The organism is [Lactobacillus] timonensis (assembly GCF_900240275.1).
GTDB lineage: Bacteria > Bacillota > Bacilli > Lactobacillales > Lactobacillaceae > Limosilactobacillus > Limosilactobacillus timonensis.
Map to the genome: position 1 here is coordinate 1,078,713 of NZ_LT964761.1, position 16,806 is coordinate 1,095,518.

Annotated in this window: 23 protein-coding genes; 16 read left to right on the top strand and 7 right to left on the bottom strand. The window is 44.3% G+C overall.

Annotated features, from left to right (window positions below; genetic code table 11):
- The first annotated feature begins 3 nt into the window (after positions 1-3).
- Both C1710_RS05195 and C1710_RS05200 read left to right on the top strand, forming a co-directional pair.
- Positions 4-639, top strand: coding sequence for a Crp/Fnr family transcriptional regulator (locus tag C1710_RS05195; RefSeq protein WP_102280763.1), 636 nt, complete (start codon positions 4-6; stop codon positions 637-639).
- Between the two features lie 25 nt (positions 640-664).
- Positions 665-985 (top strand): uracil-DNA glycosylase family protein, encoded by a 321-nt coding sequence (locus tag C1710_RS05200; protein ID WP_180961308.1) that lies wholly within the window; start codon positions 665-667, stop codon positions 983-985.
- A gap of 153 nt (positions 986-1,138) precedes the next feature.
- Here the strand turns inward: C1710_RS05200 and C1710_RS05205 are convergent, their stop codons facing one another.
- Both C1710_RS05205 and C1710_RS08345 read right to left on the bottom strand, forming a co-directional pair.
- Entirely contained in the window at positions 1,139-1,951 is an 813-nt protein-coding gene (locus C1710_RS05205; protein ID WP_235857973.1) for a transposase, read from the bottom strand.
- Positions 1,952-1,972: 21 nt separating this feature from the next.
- The gene (locus C1710_RS08345; protein WP_235857974.1) at positions 1,973-2,329 is read right to left on the bottom strand and encodes an IS110 family transposase; all 357 of its coding nucleotides are present in this window, start codon (positions 2,327-2,329) and stop codon (positions 1,973-1,975) included.
- A 331-nt stretch (positions 2,330-2,660) separates the two neighbouring features.
- On the opposite strand from C1710_RS08345, the gene C1710_RS05210 reads away from it, so the two are divergent.
- The 3 genes from C1710_RS05210 to C1710_RS05220 all read left to right on the top strand — a co-directional run bounded on the left by C1710_RS05210 (position 2,661) and on the right by C1710_RS05220 (position 3,491).
- Positions 2,661-2,798: an AbrB family transcriptional regulator gene (locus C1710_RS05210; RefSeq protein ID WP_102280765.1), complete on the top strand. Its 138-nt coding sequence runs from the start codon at positions 2,661-2,663 to the stop codon at positions 2,796-2,798.
- A gap of 14 nt (positions 2,799-2,812) precedes the next feature.
- Positions 2,813-3,076 carry a hypothetical protein gene (locus C1710_RS05215; RefSeq protein ID WP_102280767.1) on the top strand — a complete coding sequence of 88 codons (264 nt, stop codon included), beginning with the start codon at positions 2,813-2,815 and terminating at the stop codon, positions 3,074-3,076.
- A 142-nt stretch (positions 3,077-3,218) separates the two neighbouring features.
- Complete coding sequence (locus C1710_RS05220; RefSeq protein WP_102280770.1) at positions 3,219-3,491, top strand: hypothetical protein; 273 nt, start codon at positions 3,219-3,221, stop codon at positions 3,489-3,491.
- Positions 3,492-3,768: 277 nt separating this feature from the next.
- Here C1710_RS05220 and C1710_RS08525 read toward each other — a convergent pair whose 3' ends face one another.
- Genes C1710_RS08525 through C1710_RS05230 form a run of 3 tightly spaced genes read right to left on the bottom strand, consistent with a single transcriptional unit; the run spans position 3,769 to position 4,408 of the window.
- A complete protein-coding gene (locus C1710_RS08525) occupies positions 3,769-4,008 on the bottom strand; it encodes a Fic family protein (protein ID WP_408065694.1) in 240 nt (79 codons plus the stop codon).
- On the bottom strand, positions 3,927-4,166 hold the full coding sequence (locus C1710_RS08480; RefSeq protein WP_328587350.1) for a hypothetical protein: 240 nt from the start codon (positions 4,164-4,166) through the stop codon (positions 3,927-3,929). The genes C1710_RS08525 and C1710_RS08480 overlap by 82 nt, the downstream gene beginning before the upstream one ends.
- Complete coding sequence (locus tag C1710_RS05230; protein WP_102280773.1) at positions 4,163-4,408, bottom strand: AbrB/MazE/SpoVT family DNA-binding domain-containing protein; 246 nt, start codon at positions 4,406-4,408, stop codon at positions 4,163-4,165. Before C1710_RS05230 ends, C1710_RS08480 begins: the two co-directional genes overlap by 4 nt.
- Before the next feature lie 239 nt (positions 4,409-4,647).
- On the opposite strand from C1710_RS05230, the gene C1710_RS05235 reads away from it, so the two are divergent.
- The 8 genes from C1710_RS05235 (at position 4,648) to C1710_RS05270 (ending at position 12,832) form a co-directional block, all read left to right on the top strand.
- The gene (locus tag C1710_RS05235; protein WP_102280776.1) at positions 4,648-5,964 is read left to right on the top strand and encodes an FAD-dependent oxidoreductase; all 1,317 of its coding nucleotides are present in this window, start codon (positions 4,648-4,650) and stop codon (positions 5,962-5,964) included.
- Between the two features lie 212 nt (positions 5,965-6,176).
- Positions 6,177-6,680 carry a helix-turn-helix transcriptional regulator gene (locus C1710_RS05240; RefSeq protein ID WP_102280778.1) on the top strand — a complete coding sequence of 168 codons (504 nt, stop codon included), beginning with the start codon at positions 6,177-6,179 and terminating at the stop codon, positions 6,678-6,680.
- Between the two features lie 166 nt (positions 6,681-6,846).
- Positions 6,847-7,710: an alpha/beta fold hydrolase gene (locus C1710_RS05245; protein WP_102280781.1), complete on the top strand. Its 864-nt coding sequence runs from the start codon at positions 6,847-6,849 to the stop codon at positions 7,708-7,710.
- 2 nt (positions 7,711-7,712) lie between these two features.
- Positions 7,713-8,345, top strand: coding sequence for a GyrI-like domain-containing protein (locus tag C1710_RS05250; protein ID WP_102280784.1), 633 nt, complete (start codon positions 7,713-7,715; stop codon positions 8,343-8,345).
- A gap of 49 nt (positions 8,346-8,394) precedes the next feature.
- Positions 8,395-9,504 (top strand): hypothetical protein, encoded by a 1,110-nt coding sequence (locus C1710_RS05255; protein WP_235857975.1) that lies wholly within the window; start codon positions 8,395-8,397, stop codon positions 9,502-9,504.
- A 42-nt stretch (positions 9,505-9,546) separates the two neighbouring features.
- The gene (locus C1710_RS05260) at positions 9,547-10,329 is read left to right on the top strand and encodes a sulfite exporter TauE/SafE family protein (protein ID WP_180961309.1); all 783 of its coding nucleotides are present in this window, start codon (positions 9,547-9,549) and stop codon (positions 10,327-10,329) included.
- A 173-nt stretch (positions 10,330-10,502) separates the two neighbouring features.
- Positions 10,503-11,621, top strand: a complete 1,119-nt coding sequence (locus tag C1710_RS05265; RefSeq protein ID WP_102280790.1) for a hypothetical protein — start codon at positions 10,503-10,505, stop codon at positions 11,619-11,621.
- Positions 11,622-11,710: 89 nt separating this feature from the next.
- A complete protein-coding gene (locus C1710_RS05270; RefSeq protein WP_102280793.1) occupies positions 11,711-12,832 on the top strand; it encodes an AI-2E family transporter in 1,122 nt (373 codons plus the stop codon).
- Positions 12,833-12,873: 41 nt separating this feature from the next.
- Here the strand turns inward: C1710_RS05270 and C1710_RS05275 are convergent, their stop codons facing one another.
- Entirely contained in the window at positions 12,874-13,488 is a 615-nt protein-coding gene (locus C1710_RS05275; protein WP_180961310.1) for a transposase, read from the bottom strand.
- A 184-nt stretch (positions 13,489-13,672) separates the two neighbouring features.
- Between C1710_RS05275 and C1710_RS05280 the strand changes: the two genes are divergently transcribed.
- From C1710_RS05280 to C1710_RS05290, 3 genes are all read left to right on the top strand, one after another.
- Entirely contained in the window at positions 13,673-13,927 is a 255-nt protein-coding gene (locus tag C1710_RS05280) for a hypothetical protein (RefSeq protein ID WP_102280799.1), read from the top strand.
- A gap of 183 nt (positions 13,928-14,110) precedes the next feature.
- A complete protein-coding gene (locus tag C1710_RS05285; RefSeq protein ID WP_102280802.1) occupies positions 14,111-14,593 on the top strand; it encodes a prolyl-tRNA synthetase associated domain-containing protein in 483 nt (160 codons plus the stop codon).
- A gap of 196 nt (positions 14,594-14,789) precedes the next feature.
- Positions 14,790-15,443: a DUF6557 family protein gene (locus tag C1710_RS05290; protein WP_102280805.1), complete on the top strand. Its 654-nt coding sequence runs from the start codon at positions 14,790-14,792 to the stop codon at positions 15,441-15,443.
- A gap of 80 nt (positions 15,444-15,523) precedes the next feature.
- On the opposite strand, the gene C1710_RS05295 is transcribed toward C1710_RS05290, so the two are convergent.
- Positions 15,524-16,690: a hypothetical protein gene (locus tag C1710_RS05295; protein ID WP_102280807.1), complete on the bottom strand. Its 1,167-nt coding sequence runs from the start codon at positions 16,688-16,690 to the stop codon at positions 15,524-15,526.
- Positions 16,691-16,806: the final 116 nt, after the last annotated feature.

Below are 16,806 nucleotides of genomic sequence, written 5' to 3' on the forward strand. Positions count from 1 at the left end.
TTAATGGCTGATTTATGTGTTAACGTAGTACCACTATTTAATGCTTTACCTCAGGATGAGAAGATGCAAATCGAAAAATTAGTTCAGCATAAACACTATCAAAAAGGTGAGTTGGCGATCGAGCCTATGGGGAGCAAAAATTTAGTAATCGTGGCTCAAGGGAGTGCTAAACAGTATACATTAGATGAAGACGGCCATGAAAATATTTTACAGATTCTACATACGGGCGATTATGTTGGCGAGAATTGGCTTTTTGGCCAAGAGAATATTAATAATTACGTAGAGACTACGGAATTTAGTGAAATCTGCTTATTAAAACGGCGAGATTTGATGCAATTAATGCATAGACAACCAGAATTAAGTATTAGGCTACTGGAACTAAATATGGATAAAGTCTCGAAAATGCAAACACAGATTCACTTATTGACTTTACCTAAAGTTGAAGACCGGCTACTAGAATATTTACAAGCATACGCTGATGAAATTGAAAAAAATAGTTTTGCCTTGCCTTTAAAAATGAAAGACCTAGCCTTATATCTTGGAACAACACCGGAAACTTTATCTCGTAAATTTGCTTTATTAGAAAAACAAGGTCAATTAAAGCGTAAAGTACGTCAAATTGAGTTATTTCAAAACTAGCTTAAAAGAAAGTAGGTTATATTATATGCGAAGTGAATTTCGAAAAATCTTTCAAGAAATTCAGGCGGATCCTGATAACGCAACATTTACAAAGCAAGGAATAGAACCACTTTATTATGCTTCTTCATCAGCCAGAATAAACATAATTGGTCAAGCACCTGGAAGAATTGCTCAGAAAAAAATGAAATTTTGGGGCGACCCAAGCGGTTATCGTCTGCGGGCTTGGCTAGGAGTTTCCAGAGATATTTTCTATAATTCTGAAATGATAGCAATTTTACCAATGGGTTTTTCTACTCAAAGTCAAGTCATATCAGTATTTATTTACTGTTTTGGCTTGATTTTTTAGTTGATTGATGCCATTTACAGCTTCAGATTTTGATTTTGGGCACACTAAAACAACCAGTCCAAAATTGATTTTAAAATTGTTATTGAACTGGCTATAATAGGGGTTGATCAAAGGGTTATCTTTGCCAATTAGCAATGCTTGGCAAGTCGATAATCATATTTCTGGCCATAGATTATTAGGTGGTAGATGGTTCTGTTTATGAACAGCTGCGATCGCAATCTTCTTAGAGTTTCGGCTCTGAGAAGATTTTTTCTTTTGAAAGTAGTAGTCCGCAATGTGACACTGATGATAGTGACTAGCTGAAGCCATTTGCCCAATGGTTCGATACAAGATCTTACGAGCCATTGCATTACCGCGTTTACTAATATGGTCGGCCGCAATAAATTGTCCTGATTCATAATGGCGTAAATCCACCCCAACAAAGGCATTTAAGGCATTCGGATTTCGAAACCGACGAATGTCACCTAAAGTACCTAAGAGCAGTACTGCGGTTGTATTTGATATTCCAGGAATACTAGTGAGGATTGATAAGTCATCATGTTTCAATTGACCCGCCATATCAACCATTTGAGTAATGATTTCTTGACGTTTATTAGTCAAAGTAATGAGTCGTTGCGCATAATCACGAGCTTGGACAACTTGAGGGAAGTCCATTGGTACTGATGGGTAAGTGATATTAGCTAAATTCAATAATCGATGAGTCAGATAAATTGCACGGTGATGGCCAACTCCCTTTAGTTCCATTAATTGTTCGGTAATGTTATCAAGACCGGCGGTCTTGACTAGTTCAGGATGAGTGAATTTGATGACACATCGCCAATAGTTTTCGCTCTGTGGAGTTGCGAATAACCGTTCCATTTCTGGGAAAGTTTCTTGTAAAACCCGATGAAGTCGATTCTTCGAAATGACCAAATCATGAGTTAAGTGATCATAGTAATGGCTTAAAGAATTTAATTTCTTATACACCGGAGTAGTTCGCCATTCTGGCTAACGATGAAAGATGTACTGCGAATTAGCCAGGCTATAAGCATCATGTTTATCCGTTTTATTCACACGAAATCTCATTAACTGTTGCTTAGCTTTGAGCGGATTAAGCCGACAATAGCTAAAGTGATATGCATCCAGGAACGACTCTAGTCGTTCCGAATACACGCCGGTGGCTTCAAAAATGATTTCTGGTTTCTTGGCAAAGACTTTTAAGTTATTGAGCAAGATGTTAAAGCCCACTTGGTCATTACTGATTTCGTAGCTTTTAATGACATGATCTTGCCCAGACATTTCGCAAACGTTGGATTTACGGCTGCTTACATCAATCCCAAAAACAATGACATTTTCGTTATCCATTCCTTCTACCTCCTAGAGGACGAGATCATGATCCAAATCACCAAACTAATCTAATTTTCTATACTCTGCATCAATGTGCCAACATACTTAGAAGTGCCTTATGTTTAGTGACTAGATCGTCAGTTTTATTTACGACGTCAAAGCGCCAAAAGCCACGAGGGCATTTTGATCTGGTTCTCTTCCTCATAATAAATGAAAAAGATGAATTGTAGTTCCGTCGAATTACAATCCATCTACAGGTTAGTATGTTTTATTTCTTGAGTTCCAGGTCTACTTTGGTTCAATACTTATGTGGTAACAAGCATAAATAATGTATTAGGGGAGAATCGCCATGGATAAGGTGCCAACCGAAGAAGAATGGGCAAAACTAATCAAAAAAATCCCAGTGGAAACCATCGAGCTCGATGAGCATGGTCATTATGATCCAAAAAAACACCCAGATTTTCATGACTGGATGGTTAATGGTTAAGGGGGAGTTCAGTAATGCAGACAGTTCAAGAAGCATTTAGAAAAGCTAAAAAAGACGACTTGGTGGAACAATATTTGGTTACTTATCCGATTCAAATTAATGATTTTGATGATGAAACAACTATTGGTGAGGCCAAGGCCACTGCTAGAAAAACAATTGCAGAATACGTTGATCGTTTGAGAAATTTGGCAACAAAACCATCACACGATGGGCAAACGTGGTATTTTATGCTTACCACTACCCAAAAGATTGGATCACTGAGCCGTATTTTTCTTTAGTGCCATTGAACGAATTAAGGCAAAAAGGAATTGATACTCCCAGTTACGGATTTGAGTTCACCGAACAAGCTGAAGTCATGGGATTTACATTGCGGATAGCCAGCTTACAAAGCATTATTTAGAAGATCTACTAGTATATATTATGTATGAAGCAAGCTTTTTCGGCTTAAAGCAGGAACACCTCCAAGATGAACTAGATAAGTTGGAACAGGCTACTAAAGAAATTGATGACGGAGAGGGCCAAACAATGACGATGGAAGACTTCGAACGTGAAATAGGGTTAGAAGACCTTGACCGCTTTACCTCCCAAGAGGAAAAGTATCTTCACAAAATGGAAGAATATGAGCGGAAGATCGTTGTTAACTCAAAGAGCACGGAGATCAATGAAATATTGCAAAGCCAACCTCATGATTAGACAAGCTTGTGTGGTCGCTGTGTATACTATTATCAGATAAACCAGTAGAAAAAGGGCTGTGACATAATCCCTCTTATTCACACTAAAAGTTAACAGGCGCTACAACAATGGCCTCTAGCGTTCTGGTAAAGCCGAAGCTAGAGGCCTATTGTTGCTCGCTGGGGCGGCAGATAGCCTAGCTGCGCGTCGTGACTACGAAGTCATTTATGACTTCCGCGTTAGAGCCGTTCAAAAACGAAATCATTCTGATTTCTGTTTCACGGTTTGTCACGCTCCCTCAATTATCTTTTGTGCAGTGCTGCTGAAGAATCTCTGAAACTTTGACCATCTCATCTTCCGTATCGTTCGCGAGGGTTATTTGCATGATCAATGCTTCGCCTTCATCGACCGTCAAAGACGTATTGTAGCTATTTTTCTTGAGAAAAAGTAAAGTTGTTAAAAAAGAAGTTCGTTTATTGCCATCAGCGAAGATGTGTTTTTTGTGATTTTTTGCATGATATAAGCTGCTTTTAACCAATTTGTTGGATAAAGAGGATGACCGAAGACGACCATTTGTGGTTGTTCAATTACTAGGGACAATCCTTCAGGATACTGGATACCTCGGTAAGTTTGACCGACGCCTTCAAGAACATAATGGTTGACCGCAATGATGTCAGCTTTGGTTAAATAAATCATTTGTTTTTCAGCCGCTCCATTAATTCCTTGTTTTCATCAAACAGTTGCTGAATCATCTGCTTGGTTTTATCGCTGACAACTTGTTTTTTGCGAAAAGTAATGGTCTGACCATCTGGGGAGATAGTCTTTTCAAATTCATCGCCTGGTTTAGCATGAAGAATTTCTTTATCATTTTTGGTTAACCGTAAGCCAAATGAATTACCGGTTTTAAAGAATTTAGATTCTCCTTTTAGCTTTAACATCCTCATCACCTCGTATGTGCATAATATCATAATGTAACTACGAAGAGCTGCTTTAGGTATTGGCTAGATGATAATAATTCATGATCAAGAAAAGGTTGAGTGACCATAATAGTTACCTTGTCATTTTGACAATATTGTTCTTGCACATATGTCAGATAGGAATCGTTCTTGAGCAATCAGTTTGGTGAAAGACTTGATCCATGGTAAGTTATCCCTAGCAATGATAAAGGGGGATAACTATGAAACGTGTCCAGAATATTATTATCGGTTTTGGTAAGGGTGGCAAGACCCTCGCTAAGTTCCTCGCGCAAAAGGGTGAAGAGGTTTTGGTGATTGAAAAGTCCAACCAGATGTACGGGGGGACGTGCATCAATATTGCCTGCTTGCCATCCAAACGGTTAATTATCGAAGCGGCCAACGGCGTTGACTTTGTGGACGCCGTCAACGGTAAAAATGAGATGACGGCGATGCTGCGCAATAAGAATTACCACATGCTCGCCGATGAGCCAACCGTTACCGTGCTTGATGGGACGGCGAGGTTTACCGGCAACCATCAGATTGCCGTTACTACCAAGGACGGTGAGCAACGTTTTGAAGGACAGCGCATCTTCATCAATACTGGTGCACAGCCGATTATCCCTAATATTCCAGGACTGAAGGAAAGCTCAGCAATACTCGATTCCACCGCGGCAATGGACCAAATGGCCTTGCCAAAGCGATTGACGATCATTGGTGGCGGCTACATCGGGCTGGAATTTGCGTCGATGTTTGCCGAATACGGGTCGGCGGTGACGGTCCTTGACAGTCATTCGGATATCCTCTTACGAGAAGATGATGATATTCGGGCGGTTGTGAAGAAAGACCTGGAAGACAGCGGGGTAACCTTTGAAACTGGCGTTCAAGTCACCAGGGTTGATGACACAGTGGTAACCTACGAAAAGGACGGCACCAGCCAGCAAATCGCTGCTGATCGGATCCTCGTTGCCACTGGTCGCCGTGCCAATACAGACGGGCTGGGACTGGAAAACACTGATGTTCAACTGGGCTCCCGCGGGAATATCATCGTTGATGACCATTTGAAGACCAACGTTGATAACGTTTGGGCCATCGGTGACGTGAAGGGTGGTCTGCAGTTTACTTACATCTCGCTGGATGATTTTCGCATTATTCGCGACCAGCTTTACGGTAACGGTCAGCGCAAGGTTAGTGACCGGGTCAACGTGCCAACGTCGGTTTTTATCACTCCAGCATTGTCGCAGGTCGGGCTGACAGAAAAAGAAGCCCAGCGTCAGGGGATCAAGTATGAGCTCAAGAAATTGCCTGTGGCTACTATTCCAAAGGCCCGTGTATTGCAAGACCCGCGAGGATTGTTCAAGGCATTGATCGATTCGCAGACTAACCAGATTTTGGGTGCCACTCTCTACGGACCGGAAAGCTACGAGCTGATCAATACCATTTCACTAGCAATGAACAACAAGATTCCTGCCAGGGTGTTAGCTGAACAAATCTACACGCACCCGACGATGACGGAATCATTCAACGATCTGTTTAAATAAGACAAACAACCAACCAGTTTAACTATTCACCATTCGCGAATGCCCTTCGCAGATGGTGATTTTTTGATGTATATTTGATATAGGATAATTTCCCAGGAAATAACCGCTGGCGGGTTATGGCGGCCAACTGACGGGTAACTGTCAGCTAGATGTCGTGGCAGCAGTGAATTAAAAAGGTTACCTTGGTAGTGAAGTCAAAGGAGGTAATTCGAATGGTAAAGAACAAAATTAAGCAATTACGGATGGCAAAGCGGATGTCACAGGAGCAGTTGGCTGAAAAAGCACAGGTGTCGGTGCGGACAATTCAACGCCTTGAAGCGGGTGAAGATGCTAGTATCTCGACTCTCAACTTGGTGGCGGGTGCTCTCGGTGTGGAAGTTGGCGATCTTTTTCCCACTAGTAATTCCGAGCAACAAGCTGATAAGATTCAGAATGCTGCTGACCAGTTGCACTACCAGTTAGACGCACGGCACGATGAATACCATCTGTTTAAGAAACTTTTTAACGCCATTTATATTATCTGCATGTTAGCGTTAGGCGCAGTTTACTTTGCTGTTGCCGGTGCATTGCGGTGGGTGATTGTTTTTCTCTGGGTTGGTGGTTGGATTATCATGAGCCCACTGAAAAAATGGCTTGTTATTCAAAAGATCAACCCGAAACTAGATGCAAAATACCCGCTAACAGTTAACCGGGTGGATAAAAACGGTAGTGATTAATGAAACTATCTGGATAGGAAAACTGTTTCACCATCTTGTAACGGACAATTTCTGTTTGTTGCTGGATGGTGATTTTGCTTTTCTGATGATAAATAGCTAATATTAAAATAGTCTAGTATCACAATAACAAGCCGGCAATGCTTTGCGGCAGGAAGGTGTTAGCGTATTGATTTCAAAAGTACCACATTCAAAGGTGGTGGTGGTCTTAGTACATGGAATGCAAGAGTACAGCGACCGCTATGCCAACTTTTGCAAATATTTAACGTCTCAGGGTTATAGTTGCATTCGATATGATCTGTTAGGCCACGGAAAAAAGCTGCCACCCAAAGAACGGGGCTACTTTGGTAAAAATGGCTGGAACCAACTAATTCAACAGCTTCATCAACAAGTCCAGCAGGCTCATTTACGCTTTCCTAACCAAAAAGTAATTTTGTTTGGTCACTCGATGGGGACCATCATTATCCGCAGCTACTTGCAATGTTACCAAGACTTTGACGGGATGATTTTATCTGGTGTGCCTTATTACAATCCCTTGTGGCGGGTTGGTAAGTTGCTCAGCAAGGCGATCATTTCCTTTAAGGGAAGCCATAATACTAGCCGTTTACTCACAAAATTAACAACTGGTGGCTTTAACAAAAAGATCAGCCACCCGCTAACCAAGTTTGACTGGTTGTGTCATAACCAAGTGGACGTGCGTTCTTACATTCGGGACGTGGCATGTGGCTTCCCGTTTACCAACCAGGGTTACAGTGACTTATACGATGGGATGGGTAAGTTGGGAAAGCTGCGTCACTTTACCAGTAAACACCCAGTTCCTATTTTATTTCTCAACGGGGCTGACGACCCCTGTGCCGGCAATAAATCGCAGGTCAAAAGTTCCTTTGAGATGTTGAGGAACGCCGGATACCGTGATGCCACGCTCAAAATCTATCAAAAGATGCGCCACGAAATCCTTTTTGAAAAGGATGCCAGCGAGGTCAAACAGGATATCGTCAACTGGCTTGACCAGCGGTTTAAGAAAAGAGATTAAAGATGACTTTTGACTTTAAGAGAGAATATAAAGAACTGTATCGTCACAAGAGGAAACCAGCAATCGTCAATGTTCTCAAGGTAAATTTCATTGCCGTGAGGGGTCAAGGTGATCCAAATGAAGAAGGTGGTGCTTATAAGCAGGCGCTCGGTATTTTGTATGCTCTCGCCTATACCCTCAAAATGAGTTATAAAACTGACTACCAGATTGATGGTTTCTTTCAGTATGTTGTCCCGCCATTAGAAGGTTTTTGGTGGCAGGATGGTGTTAAGGGCGTGGATTATACAAACAAAGCGACCTTTAACTGGCTTTCTGTCATTCGGCTGCCTGACTTTATTACCCGCAAAGACTTTGATTGGGCTGTTGAAACGGCCAGTAAGAAGAAAAAGCTAGATTGCTCTGTCGCAGATTTTTTAACGATTGACGAGGGCCTTTGTGCTCAGATAATGCACATTGGCGCGTACGATGACGAACCGAAGTCAGTGGCGCTGATGGATCAATACTTGGCAGAAAATGGCTATGTCAACGATCTTAATGATCAGCGCCATCACCATGAGATTTACCTGTCAGATCTACGACGGGTTGCTCCGGAAAAGCGGAAGACAATCATTAGGCATCCAGTGAGGCAGGCGTGACTTGGCGTAATAAATTTGTCGATGTTGAGTTAGCTGAGGTGAAACGAAGTTGCGGCAGTTAAATGATCAGCAGAACAACTGGTGGCTTGCCGATATTGGTGATTACCTGAAAGTGATCGCTAACGGGATGGTCATGCTCCAACCAATTATCGCACTGACCATCAAACTGCCATTAACGGGTGGCGAACAACGACTCCTGGCTTCACTTTATAATTTTGTAAAGTGTACGTCGCCAACCTTTATTTTCGGGATTGTCTTTACGGTGATTCGACAAAATGAAAATTATCGTCGGCTGCCAATGCCGAATTATGCACGCGACCAGTGGGCGGATAATTTCTGGCCGACACTGATGTGGACTTTAATCTACCTTTTGGCTATGCCCAATTTGCAGCAACGTGAACACTACCATAACGTGACCAGCTTCTGTTGGCAGGTGGTCAGCGGAAATGCCGCGCCGCACCTGTGGTACAGCGTGATGATGCTTCAGTTTCTGTTGATTATGCCAGTTATTAAATGGGTCACCAATTATGTGGGCCATGACATTGGTCGATTGCTTATCAGCTTTATCATCGTTACTGGAATATATGCCGCATGGCTAATCTTTTATGACCAGTATGTTTTCAACGGACCCGAAGCAAATCACTGGTACTTGCTCAACCGCTGTTTTTTGAGTTTCTTGATCTTCGGCTTTTATGGTGGGCTTGCGTGGAATTTCCATTCACAGATTCAGCGGTGGCTGTACTATGGTTGGTGGGATGTTCTTTTCATATATGTGGCAACCTACTTATGGACCCGTCAGCAATTTTTCGCGTTTCATGACTTAACCAAGTTAGTTGATGACACATACTACCGACCATCGATGGCCATTTATGCTTTAGCAGTAATTGCCCTCATTTACTTGATTTGCATTGTTCAGAAGGTTTACCAAATGGACCGCTCGCTCAAAGTGATTCATTTCCTGGCCTTTTATGCTTATCGCGCCTTTCTGGCCAACGTTTTGTGGGAACGTATTCTGTGGTCACTGTGGTTTCGTCAAATTGCCGGTCGCTGGTTGCTTCCTGGTGTCCTCGCCACCTGGGTTTTCACCTGGCTGTGCTCTTATTTAACGGTTTATCTTTTGCATCAACTCTGGATAAAAAGTGCGAAACTGCTGCCTTAGCACCACTGCTAGTTGATATGACTGAAAATGGGGGATCGTGTAATGAGTGTGGTAACGATGATTGGTGTGATCGTTTTGGGATTAGTTACCGGGACGGTCACTAGTTTGATTGGCGCCAGCGGTGTATGTGTGGTGGTGCCTGTCTTGACCATGTGGCTGGGGATGAACTCACACTTAGCGATTGGAACTAGCCTGATGGTGGATGTGATCACGAGTATTGTTGTGGCTATTGGTTATTTCAGGCATGAGAATGTCCGTTTGCGGGCTAGTCTATGGATCACCGTTGGATCAATTCTTGGTGCCCAACTAGGGAGTCATTGGGCAGGCTTGATTCCGGATGGCTCACTTAGTTTTACCTTTGCGATTGTGCTAATTATCTCCGGGCTAGCAACCTTTAGAAAAGGGCAAAAGTCTCAGCGACTTGACTCTCAAAAAGGGTTGCATTTAATGAGCCCAGTTGGTCAAGCATTTTTACTATCGCTAATCGGCTTTGCTATTGGCATCATTAGTGGCCTTGTTGGTGCTGGCGGTGGAGTAATGATCCTGTTAGCCATCGTTTTCGTTCTGCATTACCCAATCCATCAGGCGGTGGGGACGTCGACGGTGATTATGTGTATCACCGCAATTTCCTCCATGCTTGGCTATGCCCGACAGGGAAATGTTGATTGGAAAATGGGAGCACTTATCGCTGTTGGGGCGGTCATTTCAGGACTTGTCGGTGCGCGGTATGCAAATTCAGTCAACGAAAAGCAGCTCAATGGTATCGTCGCGTTGGTCTTTATCGTGCTTGGCTGCTTGATGATCGGGATGCATTTCATCGGATAGGGTAATTAAACGCTAATTAATTATTGATAGTGTTGGCAATTGCTGACGCTTTTTTGTTTGGGAAGACGACAAAGAGTTTTCCAGTATGGTATAATTTTATCGAACATATGTTTGTGTTTATCTCAAATATTCGTCAAGATAAGTGGCTCTACTGGAAATGAGGTTAGGAAACAATGGCATTTGAGTTGGTATATCTTTCACAGGCTGGAAAGCGTTCTTTTTGGACGCTGTCGCATCATTTTTCCAAGAAGGCTGACGATCATTGTTCCTGGGATTCTCGCGATGACTTGGTTAACGACTTTGGCCGCCTTCGCGATGATTATCCGACTATATTCGCCACAAAAAATGACGAGCGTTTTTATGTTGCCAAACAGGGAACGGAGAAGCTGGAGCAACTGACAATGATTGCTACATCTACTGACAATCTTCCGCTTAAAGAAGTCGAACCATCGCCGTCGTGGGTCAGCAATAAGATGACTAGAAAAATTAAGAAGGATAAGAAATACTATGCCGTTGCCACGAGGCAGCAAGATACCTATCGTTTTCTCGATACCACCTTGTATAAGAATGGTGGCTTTGGTTATCCGCTAAATGCAGATGTTCGTCGTTGGAAGGAGGACGACAAGGCGATTGCAACGGCGCGGACATTAACGACAAATCAAAACTTCTGGTCAAAGTACCCAGATTTTGAGAACCAATATTTGACGGTTCTCGACTTACGAAATGGCAAGGTCATCTGGTCGACTGATGATTTGCAACTAGACCAGCTGGCCGCCCAGGCATCAGCATTGAGTGTTCGCTTAGATCGACTTAGCCAACGGGTGACTGACCATCTTGATGATGAGAATCGGGGATCGTTAACGGCGACTGCCCAGACAGAGGAGCAGCCAGCTTTTGATTTGGCGACTTATAATGCGAAAGATTTCTTTGCTAGTTTGAAATACGTGCTCGAGTGTCTCATCCATCGCGATGAGCTAAACCGCCTGTTGGGCTGGTACGATGGAAAGATTTTACAAGACCAGTTGCATTTGGTGGAACTGGTTGATTTTTCCTCTATTGATGCGGCAAAGTTTGTCCAATACTTGCAAAAAACGCGCCGAATTCGGCGAGAGGTCAAGGATTTAGCTGTTTTGGTGGACACGGTGGCTGATAATATGGACGCAGAAAATATCATTAAGAAGCTAAATGGTAATCAGTCGCTGGCCAACCAATATCAGTACCGGGACAAGCAGGCGGCGGAAGTGCTACAGGATTTAACGGTGAAGACTGACGAGAGTACTAATGAAGCTTAGCTAATTCCTGCTAAGACCTCACGATTGCTTATGATATAATTTACAGCGAGTTACTACTTACCTGGACATCTGAAGTTAGGAAGAGGAAGTTGAAAATTAAAATTAATCGTCGGCATATCTCGTTGGCCATTGTGGCCTTTATTCTGTACTTAGCCATTCGCTACTGGCCAGTGGTAGACAAGCTGCTGCGGCGGGTTTATTCGGCAATTATTCCCTTGCTGCTTGGCTGCGTTGTGGCCTACATCGTCAACCTTGTGCTTCGCCAGTACGAGGGCCTTTACCAACGGTTGTTTAAGGGCGATAAAGCCCAGCGCTTTAAGCGTGCTTTTGGCCTGGTTTGCTCTTACTTGACGATTATTCTGATCCTGGCCTTCGTGGTGCGGATGGTGATCCCAGAATTAGTCAACTGTATTGAGATGCTGGTGGCTAATCACGGAAAAACGGTCAACCGCTTTTTAACTTACTTCCAGGAAAACGGCAGTTTGAAAGAATTTTGGCAGAGTATTGACCTCAAGCACTTTGACTGGAACAAGGCAGGTAAATACCTGACTGTCGGTGTTGGTGGGACAGTCAAGACGGTGATGTCGACTGCCTCGTCAATCGTCTCCAGTGTGACCACGATGGTCGTGGCGATCTTCTTCTCCGTTTACTTGCTGATCTTTAAAGAAAAGCTAGGACGTCAGTGCCGCCAGCTGCTGCGCACTTATGGCGGGCGGATCGAACGGCCTCTTCTGCACATCCTTAAGACCTTCGACCAGAGTTATAGCTCATATATCGTTGGTCAGTGTAAGGATGCGGCCATTCTGGGTGCGGCTTGTTTTGTGGGAATGAAAATCCTGCGTCTCCCGTATGCTTCCATGATTGGGGTGGTGACCTGCTTTACGGCATTGATTCCGATTATCGGGGCGATCCTGGGAGCCAGCGTTGGCGTCGTTCTAATCTTTGCTGTGTCGCCAATGAAGGCCCTGATCTTCTTAATTTTCATCGTCGTTCTCCAGCAGTTTGATAACCGGGTTACCTACCCGCTGGTGGTTGGCTCCAGCATCGGCTTACCAAGTGTGTGGGTCTTTGCCGCCGTGATTATCGGTGGTGGTTTCTCCGGCGTGGTGGGGATGATGATGACAGTACCATTATTTGCCGCCATTTACCGCCTGATTGTCGAAGACGTGCACCGGCGTCAGAACAAACCAACCATTACCAACCAACAATAATCGGCTCTTTGTCAAATCCTGTTGACAGGTAAGAATCAAGCTTAAGCGGCTTGATTCTTTTTTTGTGCCATTTGGCGGAAATGAATGCGATATACCAAGTGATTGTAATTTCTGAAACCAAAGGCGGTGCGTTGAATTTGTTTAATCATCCGGTTGATCCCCTCAATAGTCCCGTTACTGTAGTCAAATCGTGAGGCGTTAAGGACGTACATGAGATTATGTCTGAGGGTGTGTAAAACAGCGGTCATTTGCGGACTAAGCTCGGTGCCCGGATAGAGACTTTCGGTCAGTTGATCGAGATTACGTTGCTTGAGGTTTTGCATAACATTTTGGAGAAACTGATAGTCGGCTCGTAAGCGATCATTAATAGCCAAACCTAAATCCACGCGTTCACCACTGGTAACCTTCTGACGAAGGTGACGATCATAATATTCATGCTCGTAAGAAAGATTCGTCGCAGATTTGAGATAGAGTTGCCAGCTAAACTTTAACAGTCGGTACTGGCGACTGGTTTTCGGGAATTGTTTCATGGCTTGGGCCCGATACTGATTGAAAGCACGAGTCATCATGGCAATAATATGAAAACGATCGATGATAATTTCGGCGTGGGGAAACAAGCGACGAGCGATGTCTTGGTAGTAACTGTTTAAGTCCACTGAAATGGTNAACTTACGCTGCTCCCATTTAAATAAATAGCTTTCCTGTAAAGATTATAACGATGTAATTAATCAAAAGTGGTTTAGTTTGTTTAGTTGTTTTATTTACTTGTGTCTGCTAGTTTGATCTATCTTTTAATGTTTGATACGGTTATAACATCACCACATCAAAAGGAGCCCTTACATGACCCAACAAAAAGTGAAAACCATTCTGCTAGCCTTAATTGGTGCCGCCCTCGTGCTGTCCAGTGACGGCTTGATTAAAAACCAAGTGGCTTCCTCAGTGCTGAACATTATCGGGAGCATTGCTATGATCGAATCTCAGCTGGATATTCATTGGGACCGGCAAAAGAACAAGGCCGGTTTTTGGCTTTCGGTGGTAGTTATTGTTGTTTTTCTGATCAGCATTCTACTGAGTTTGATTAAGTTGTCTCTTTAGATAAAATCCCAATTTAGTAAAAATGACACCCGACCTATACAGCAAATAGGTCGGGTGTAGTCATAGTAAAATCCCGTAGTAGAATTTTCGGGGGTATTTTAGTCACACCACCTGAGGTGTAGTTAATTGAACAATTATTCTTACTGCGGACCGTATAAAGAAACATGAAAGGGGGGTACTGAAATGAATTCGGAAGAAATCTTATCAATGCTTGACCAACAGCAAATTGACTACCAAGTCGTTAACCACCCGGCGGTCTACACGGCCGAAGAGGCTGATAAATACACCGCCGACTACGACTTTGCGCGGGCCAAAAACCTTTTCCTCCATGACAAGCAACACCTCTATCTGGTGATGATGAGAGATGACCAACGACTTGACATGAAACAACTGCGTCAGCAACTGGAATCCGGGCGGTTGTCCTTTGCCAAGGAACAACAACTCACCGCTATTCTGGGGGTCACAACGGGAGCCGTTTCGCCCTTTAACTTGCTCAATGACCAGCAGCACCAGGTGAAAGCTGTCGTCGACAAGGGCTTGCTCGCCGAAAGTCCACTGATTGGCTGCCACCCAAACGTTAACACCCAGACGGTGATTATTAAGATTAGCGACCTCCTCGAAATGATCCGACAGTGGGGAAACGAAGTAATTCAAATTTTACTCTAAAAGTAGTAAATAAGTTGGCAAAAATACTACTTTTTTATATATTTGTTGCGATTTTCGCAATCCTTACTACAAATATGTGTCAAAGCTTGCTATCTGAAAACGCTACCGGTATAATATCAACGTCTTACTTATTAATTAACCAGCCGGAGATGCTTGTTGATTGCAGTGAGAAAATCCATTGACATGAGGTAAAGAGATGAAGACAGTACAATCCTTTCTCCAACAGACAGATCCCCAGTTGCTGATTGATAATTACTTACTAAAGTATCCGTTAGAGCTGGAAGACTTTGAACCCACGAAGACAGTTGGCGAGGCTGAAGAAGAAACCCGCCAACAGCTTCTCAATTACTTAAAACAATTAAAAACGATGGAAGCGCGGGAAAACACCGACGGGCTGATTTTTTACGCTTACCACCACGTTGAAGATGGCATTCCCGAACCATCATTTGGCCTTTCAACGGTCAATGACCTGGTTGAAGAGGGCCCAGAAGCCCAGATGTTTAGCTTTACCTACACGTTGCAGGGTAACGTGATGGGCTTTTTCGTCGCAGAAAATCAGCTGACCACGCACTACTTGACTGAGTTGCTAGTCGATATCATGCACGAATTGACTTTCTTTGGCTTTCAACAAGAAGAATTGCCGGCGGCTTACCAGCACCTGATCGATGAGGACCACCCGCTAACCCCGGTCGAGGACCAGCAGTTACTTCCGAAAACTGACGAGTGGACCCCTGCTGAGCAGCGGATTGTTCAGCAATTGCGTGCCTGGGAAAAACAGCTGGCGGCTGTTTCGCGGGCAGCAGTGATTGAGGAAATCGTGGAGCAGCTGGAGCCGGGAGCCAACTGGTAACCAGGGCGGTCCTTACAAATTAAAAGGGCGTCATAATCGACAATTGCTGCCGATTGTGACGCCCTTTGATGTTAGTTGATTTACAGGTCTTCATCGCTCTCATCATCATCGTCGGCCTTTCCAATGACTCTTTTGATCCGGTCGAGCGGGTAGGGCACCTCATCCGGCTGGTAGTAATTCTTGGCGGTGACTTCGACCACTTGTTGGACATTGTCTTCCCCAACAGGGACTACCACGTCGTCGCCAACCTCGATAGAATCGTCATCGGTGAGGTAATTGTACTCACGGCTGCTGTTGCCAAAGTTAACACTCAGGTAGATGACGTCCGAAGCGCGACGGCGGCGTTTGCCAAAGAAGTCGGCTGAGAGAAGGACGCCAAGGACGGGGATGTCCATCATGTTGTGCAAGACTTCCATCAATCCCGGCCAGTTGTCCGGCAAACTGTACTTTTCGTAATCGCCGCCAAAACGAATGGGGTCCAGGTTGCGCTGGGTTAGCGTACACGTGAAGTGGCCAAACTGGCCGTCGTCATCCATGGCGTCATCGGGCAAGCCCGGAATGGTTTCCGTAAAGTCCGCTTGGTTGAGGTTATCAAGAATGGCAGAAACGTTATCCGGCAGGTGGTAGGTGGTGGTAATGTCGGTTCCCGTGGGTTCCCATCGTTTGTAGGTGATGGTTTCGTCAGCTCTCGACATACATAATTGTTCTCCGTAGTCGTCATCGTCAACGAAGGTCATCGTCAGCTTTTCAATGAAGTCATCACGGCCGCGACCATCCATTACCAGTAAATCGGCGCGGTTGAGTTGGTCGCGAATCTCCATCGACAGTCGACCGATTGCCAGCGGTTCGGTATCGGAAAAGTCGACGAAAACAAACTGTTTTCCCACGTCATTTTGAACGGCAACGTAACGATTGGGCGAGTCTTCATCGTCATCTGCCAGGCGGCCACAGTAATTGAGTGTCGTTACCAGGTCGTGCAGGATTTGCGTTGCCTGTTCAGCAGGTATTTGCAGTTGTTCAGCGGCTTGCCCGGCAATCGGCCGGCGGAGGTGTTGGTTAAACACGAACGCCTGACTGAGACAGTGCCCGTTTTCGTTAATGATTAATTGTTGGCCCCACTTGCCACCGGGCACTTGTGGGTCGTGCCAGGGCATGTAGGGGTTACCAAACCAAATTGTGGCCGTGGTAATGTGACCAAACAATTGTGCCAAATCTGGACAAGTCGTCTCGTCATCCAATGGTTGCATTGTTGAACCTCCTTCGTACAAACCAAGTTTATCTATTATAACAGACTCTCGGCGGCGGGGATGACCGCACGGTGAAAACAAGGTAAACAAAAACACGGCCTCGTCGTGAGACCGTC

What these genes read in the sequence shown, in the direction of transcription:
- C1710_RS05295 (WP_102280807.1), bottom strand. Translation starts at nt 16,690, where the DNA reads ATGCAACCATTGGATGACGAGACGACTTGTCCAGATTTGGCACAATTG.
- C1710_RS05215 (WP_102280767.1), top strand. Translation starts at nt 2,813, where the DNA reads ATGCAGACAGTTCAAGAAGCATTTAGAAAAGCTAAAAAAGACGACTTG.
- C1710_RS05240 (WP_102280778.1), top strand. Translation starts at nt 6,177, where the DNA reads ATGGTAAAGAACAAAATTAAGCAATTACGGATGGCAAAGCGGATGTCA.
- C1710_RS05210 (WP_102280765.1), top strand. Translation starts at nt 2,661, where the DNA reads ATGGATAAGGTGCCAACCGAAGAAGAATGGGCAAAACTAATCAAAAAA.
- C1710_RS05280 (WP_102280799.1), top strand. Translation starts at nt 13,673, where the DNA reads ATGACCCAACAAAAAGTGAAAACCATTCTGCTAGCCTTAATTGGTGCC.
- C1710_RS05250 (WP_102280784.1), top strand. Translation starts at nt 7,713, where the DNA reads ATGACTTTTGACTTTAAGAGAGAATATAAAGAACTGTATCGTCACAAG.
- C1710_RS05285 (WP_102280802.1), top strand. Translation starts at nt 14,111, where the DNA reads ATGAATTCGGAAGAAATCTTATCAATGCTTGACCAACAGCAAATTGAC.
- C1710_RS05260 (WP_180961309.1), top strand. Translation starts at nt 9,547, where the DNA reads ATGAGTGTGGTAACGATGATTGGTGTGATCGTTTTGGGATTAGTTACC.
- C1710_RS08480 (WP_328587350.1), bottom strand. Translation starts at nt 4,166, where the DNA reads ATGATTTATTTAACCAAAGCTGACATCATTGCGGTCAACCATTATGTT.
- C1710_RS05230 (WP_102280773.1), bottom strand. Translation starts at nt 4,408, where the DNA reads ATGTTAAAGCTAAAAGGAGAATCTAAATTCTTTAAAACCGGTAATTCA.
- C1710_RS08345 (WP_235857974.1), bottom strand. Translation starts at nt 2,329, where the DNA reads ATGGATAACGAAAATGTCATTGTTTTTGGGATTGATGTAAGCAGCCGT.
- C1710_RS05195 (WP_102280763.1), top strand. Translation starts at nt 4, where the DNA reads ATGGCTGATTTATGTGTTAACGTAGTACCACTATTTAATGCTTTACCT.
- C1710_RS05200 (WP_180961308.1), top strand. Translation starts at nt 665, where the DNA reads ATGCGAAGTGAATTTCGAAAAATCTTTCAAGAAATTCAGGCGGATCCT.
- C1710_RS05265 (WP_102280790.1), top strand. Translation starts at nt 10,503, where the DNA reads ATGGCATTTGAGTTGGTATATCTTTCACAGGCTGGAAAGCGTTCTTTT.
- C1710_RS05220 (WP_102280770.1), top strand. Translation starts at nt 3,219, where the DNA reads ATGTATGAAGCAAGCTTTTTCGGCTTAAAGCAGGAACACCTCCAAGAT.
- C1710_RS05290 (WP_102280805.1), top strand. Translation starts at nt 14,790, where the DNA reads ATGAAGACAGTACAATCCTTTCTCCAACAGACAGATCCCCAGTTGCTG.
- C1710_RS05235 (WP_102280776.1), top strand. Translation starts at nt 4,648, where the DNA reads ATGAAACGTGTCCAGAATATTATTATCGGTTTTGGTAAGGGTGGCAAG.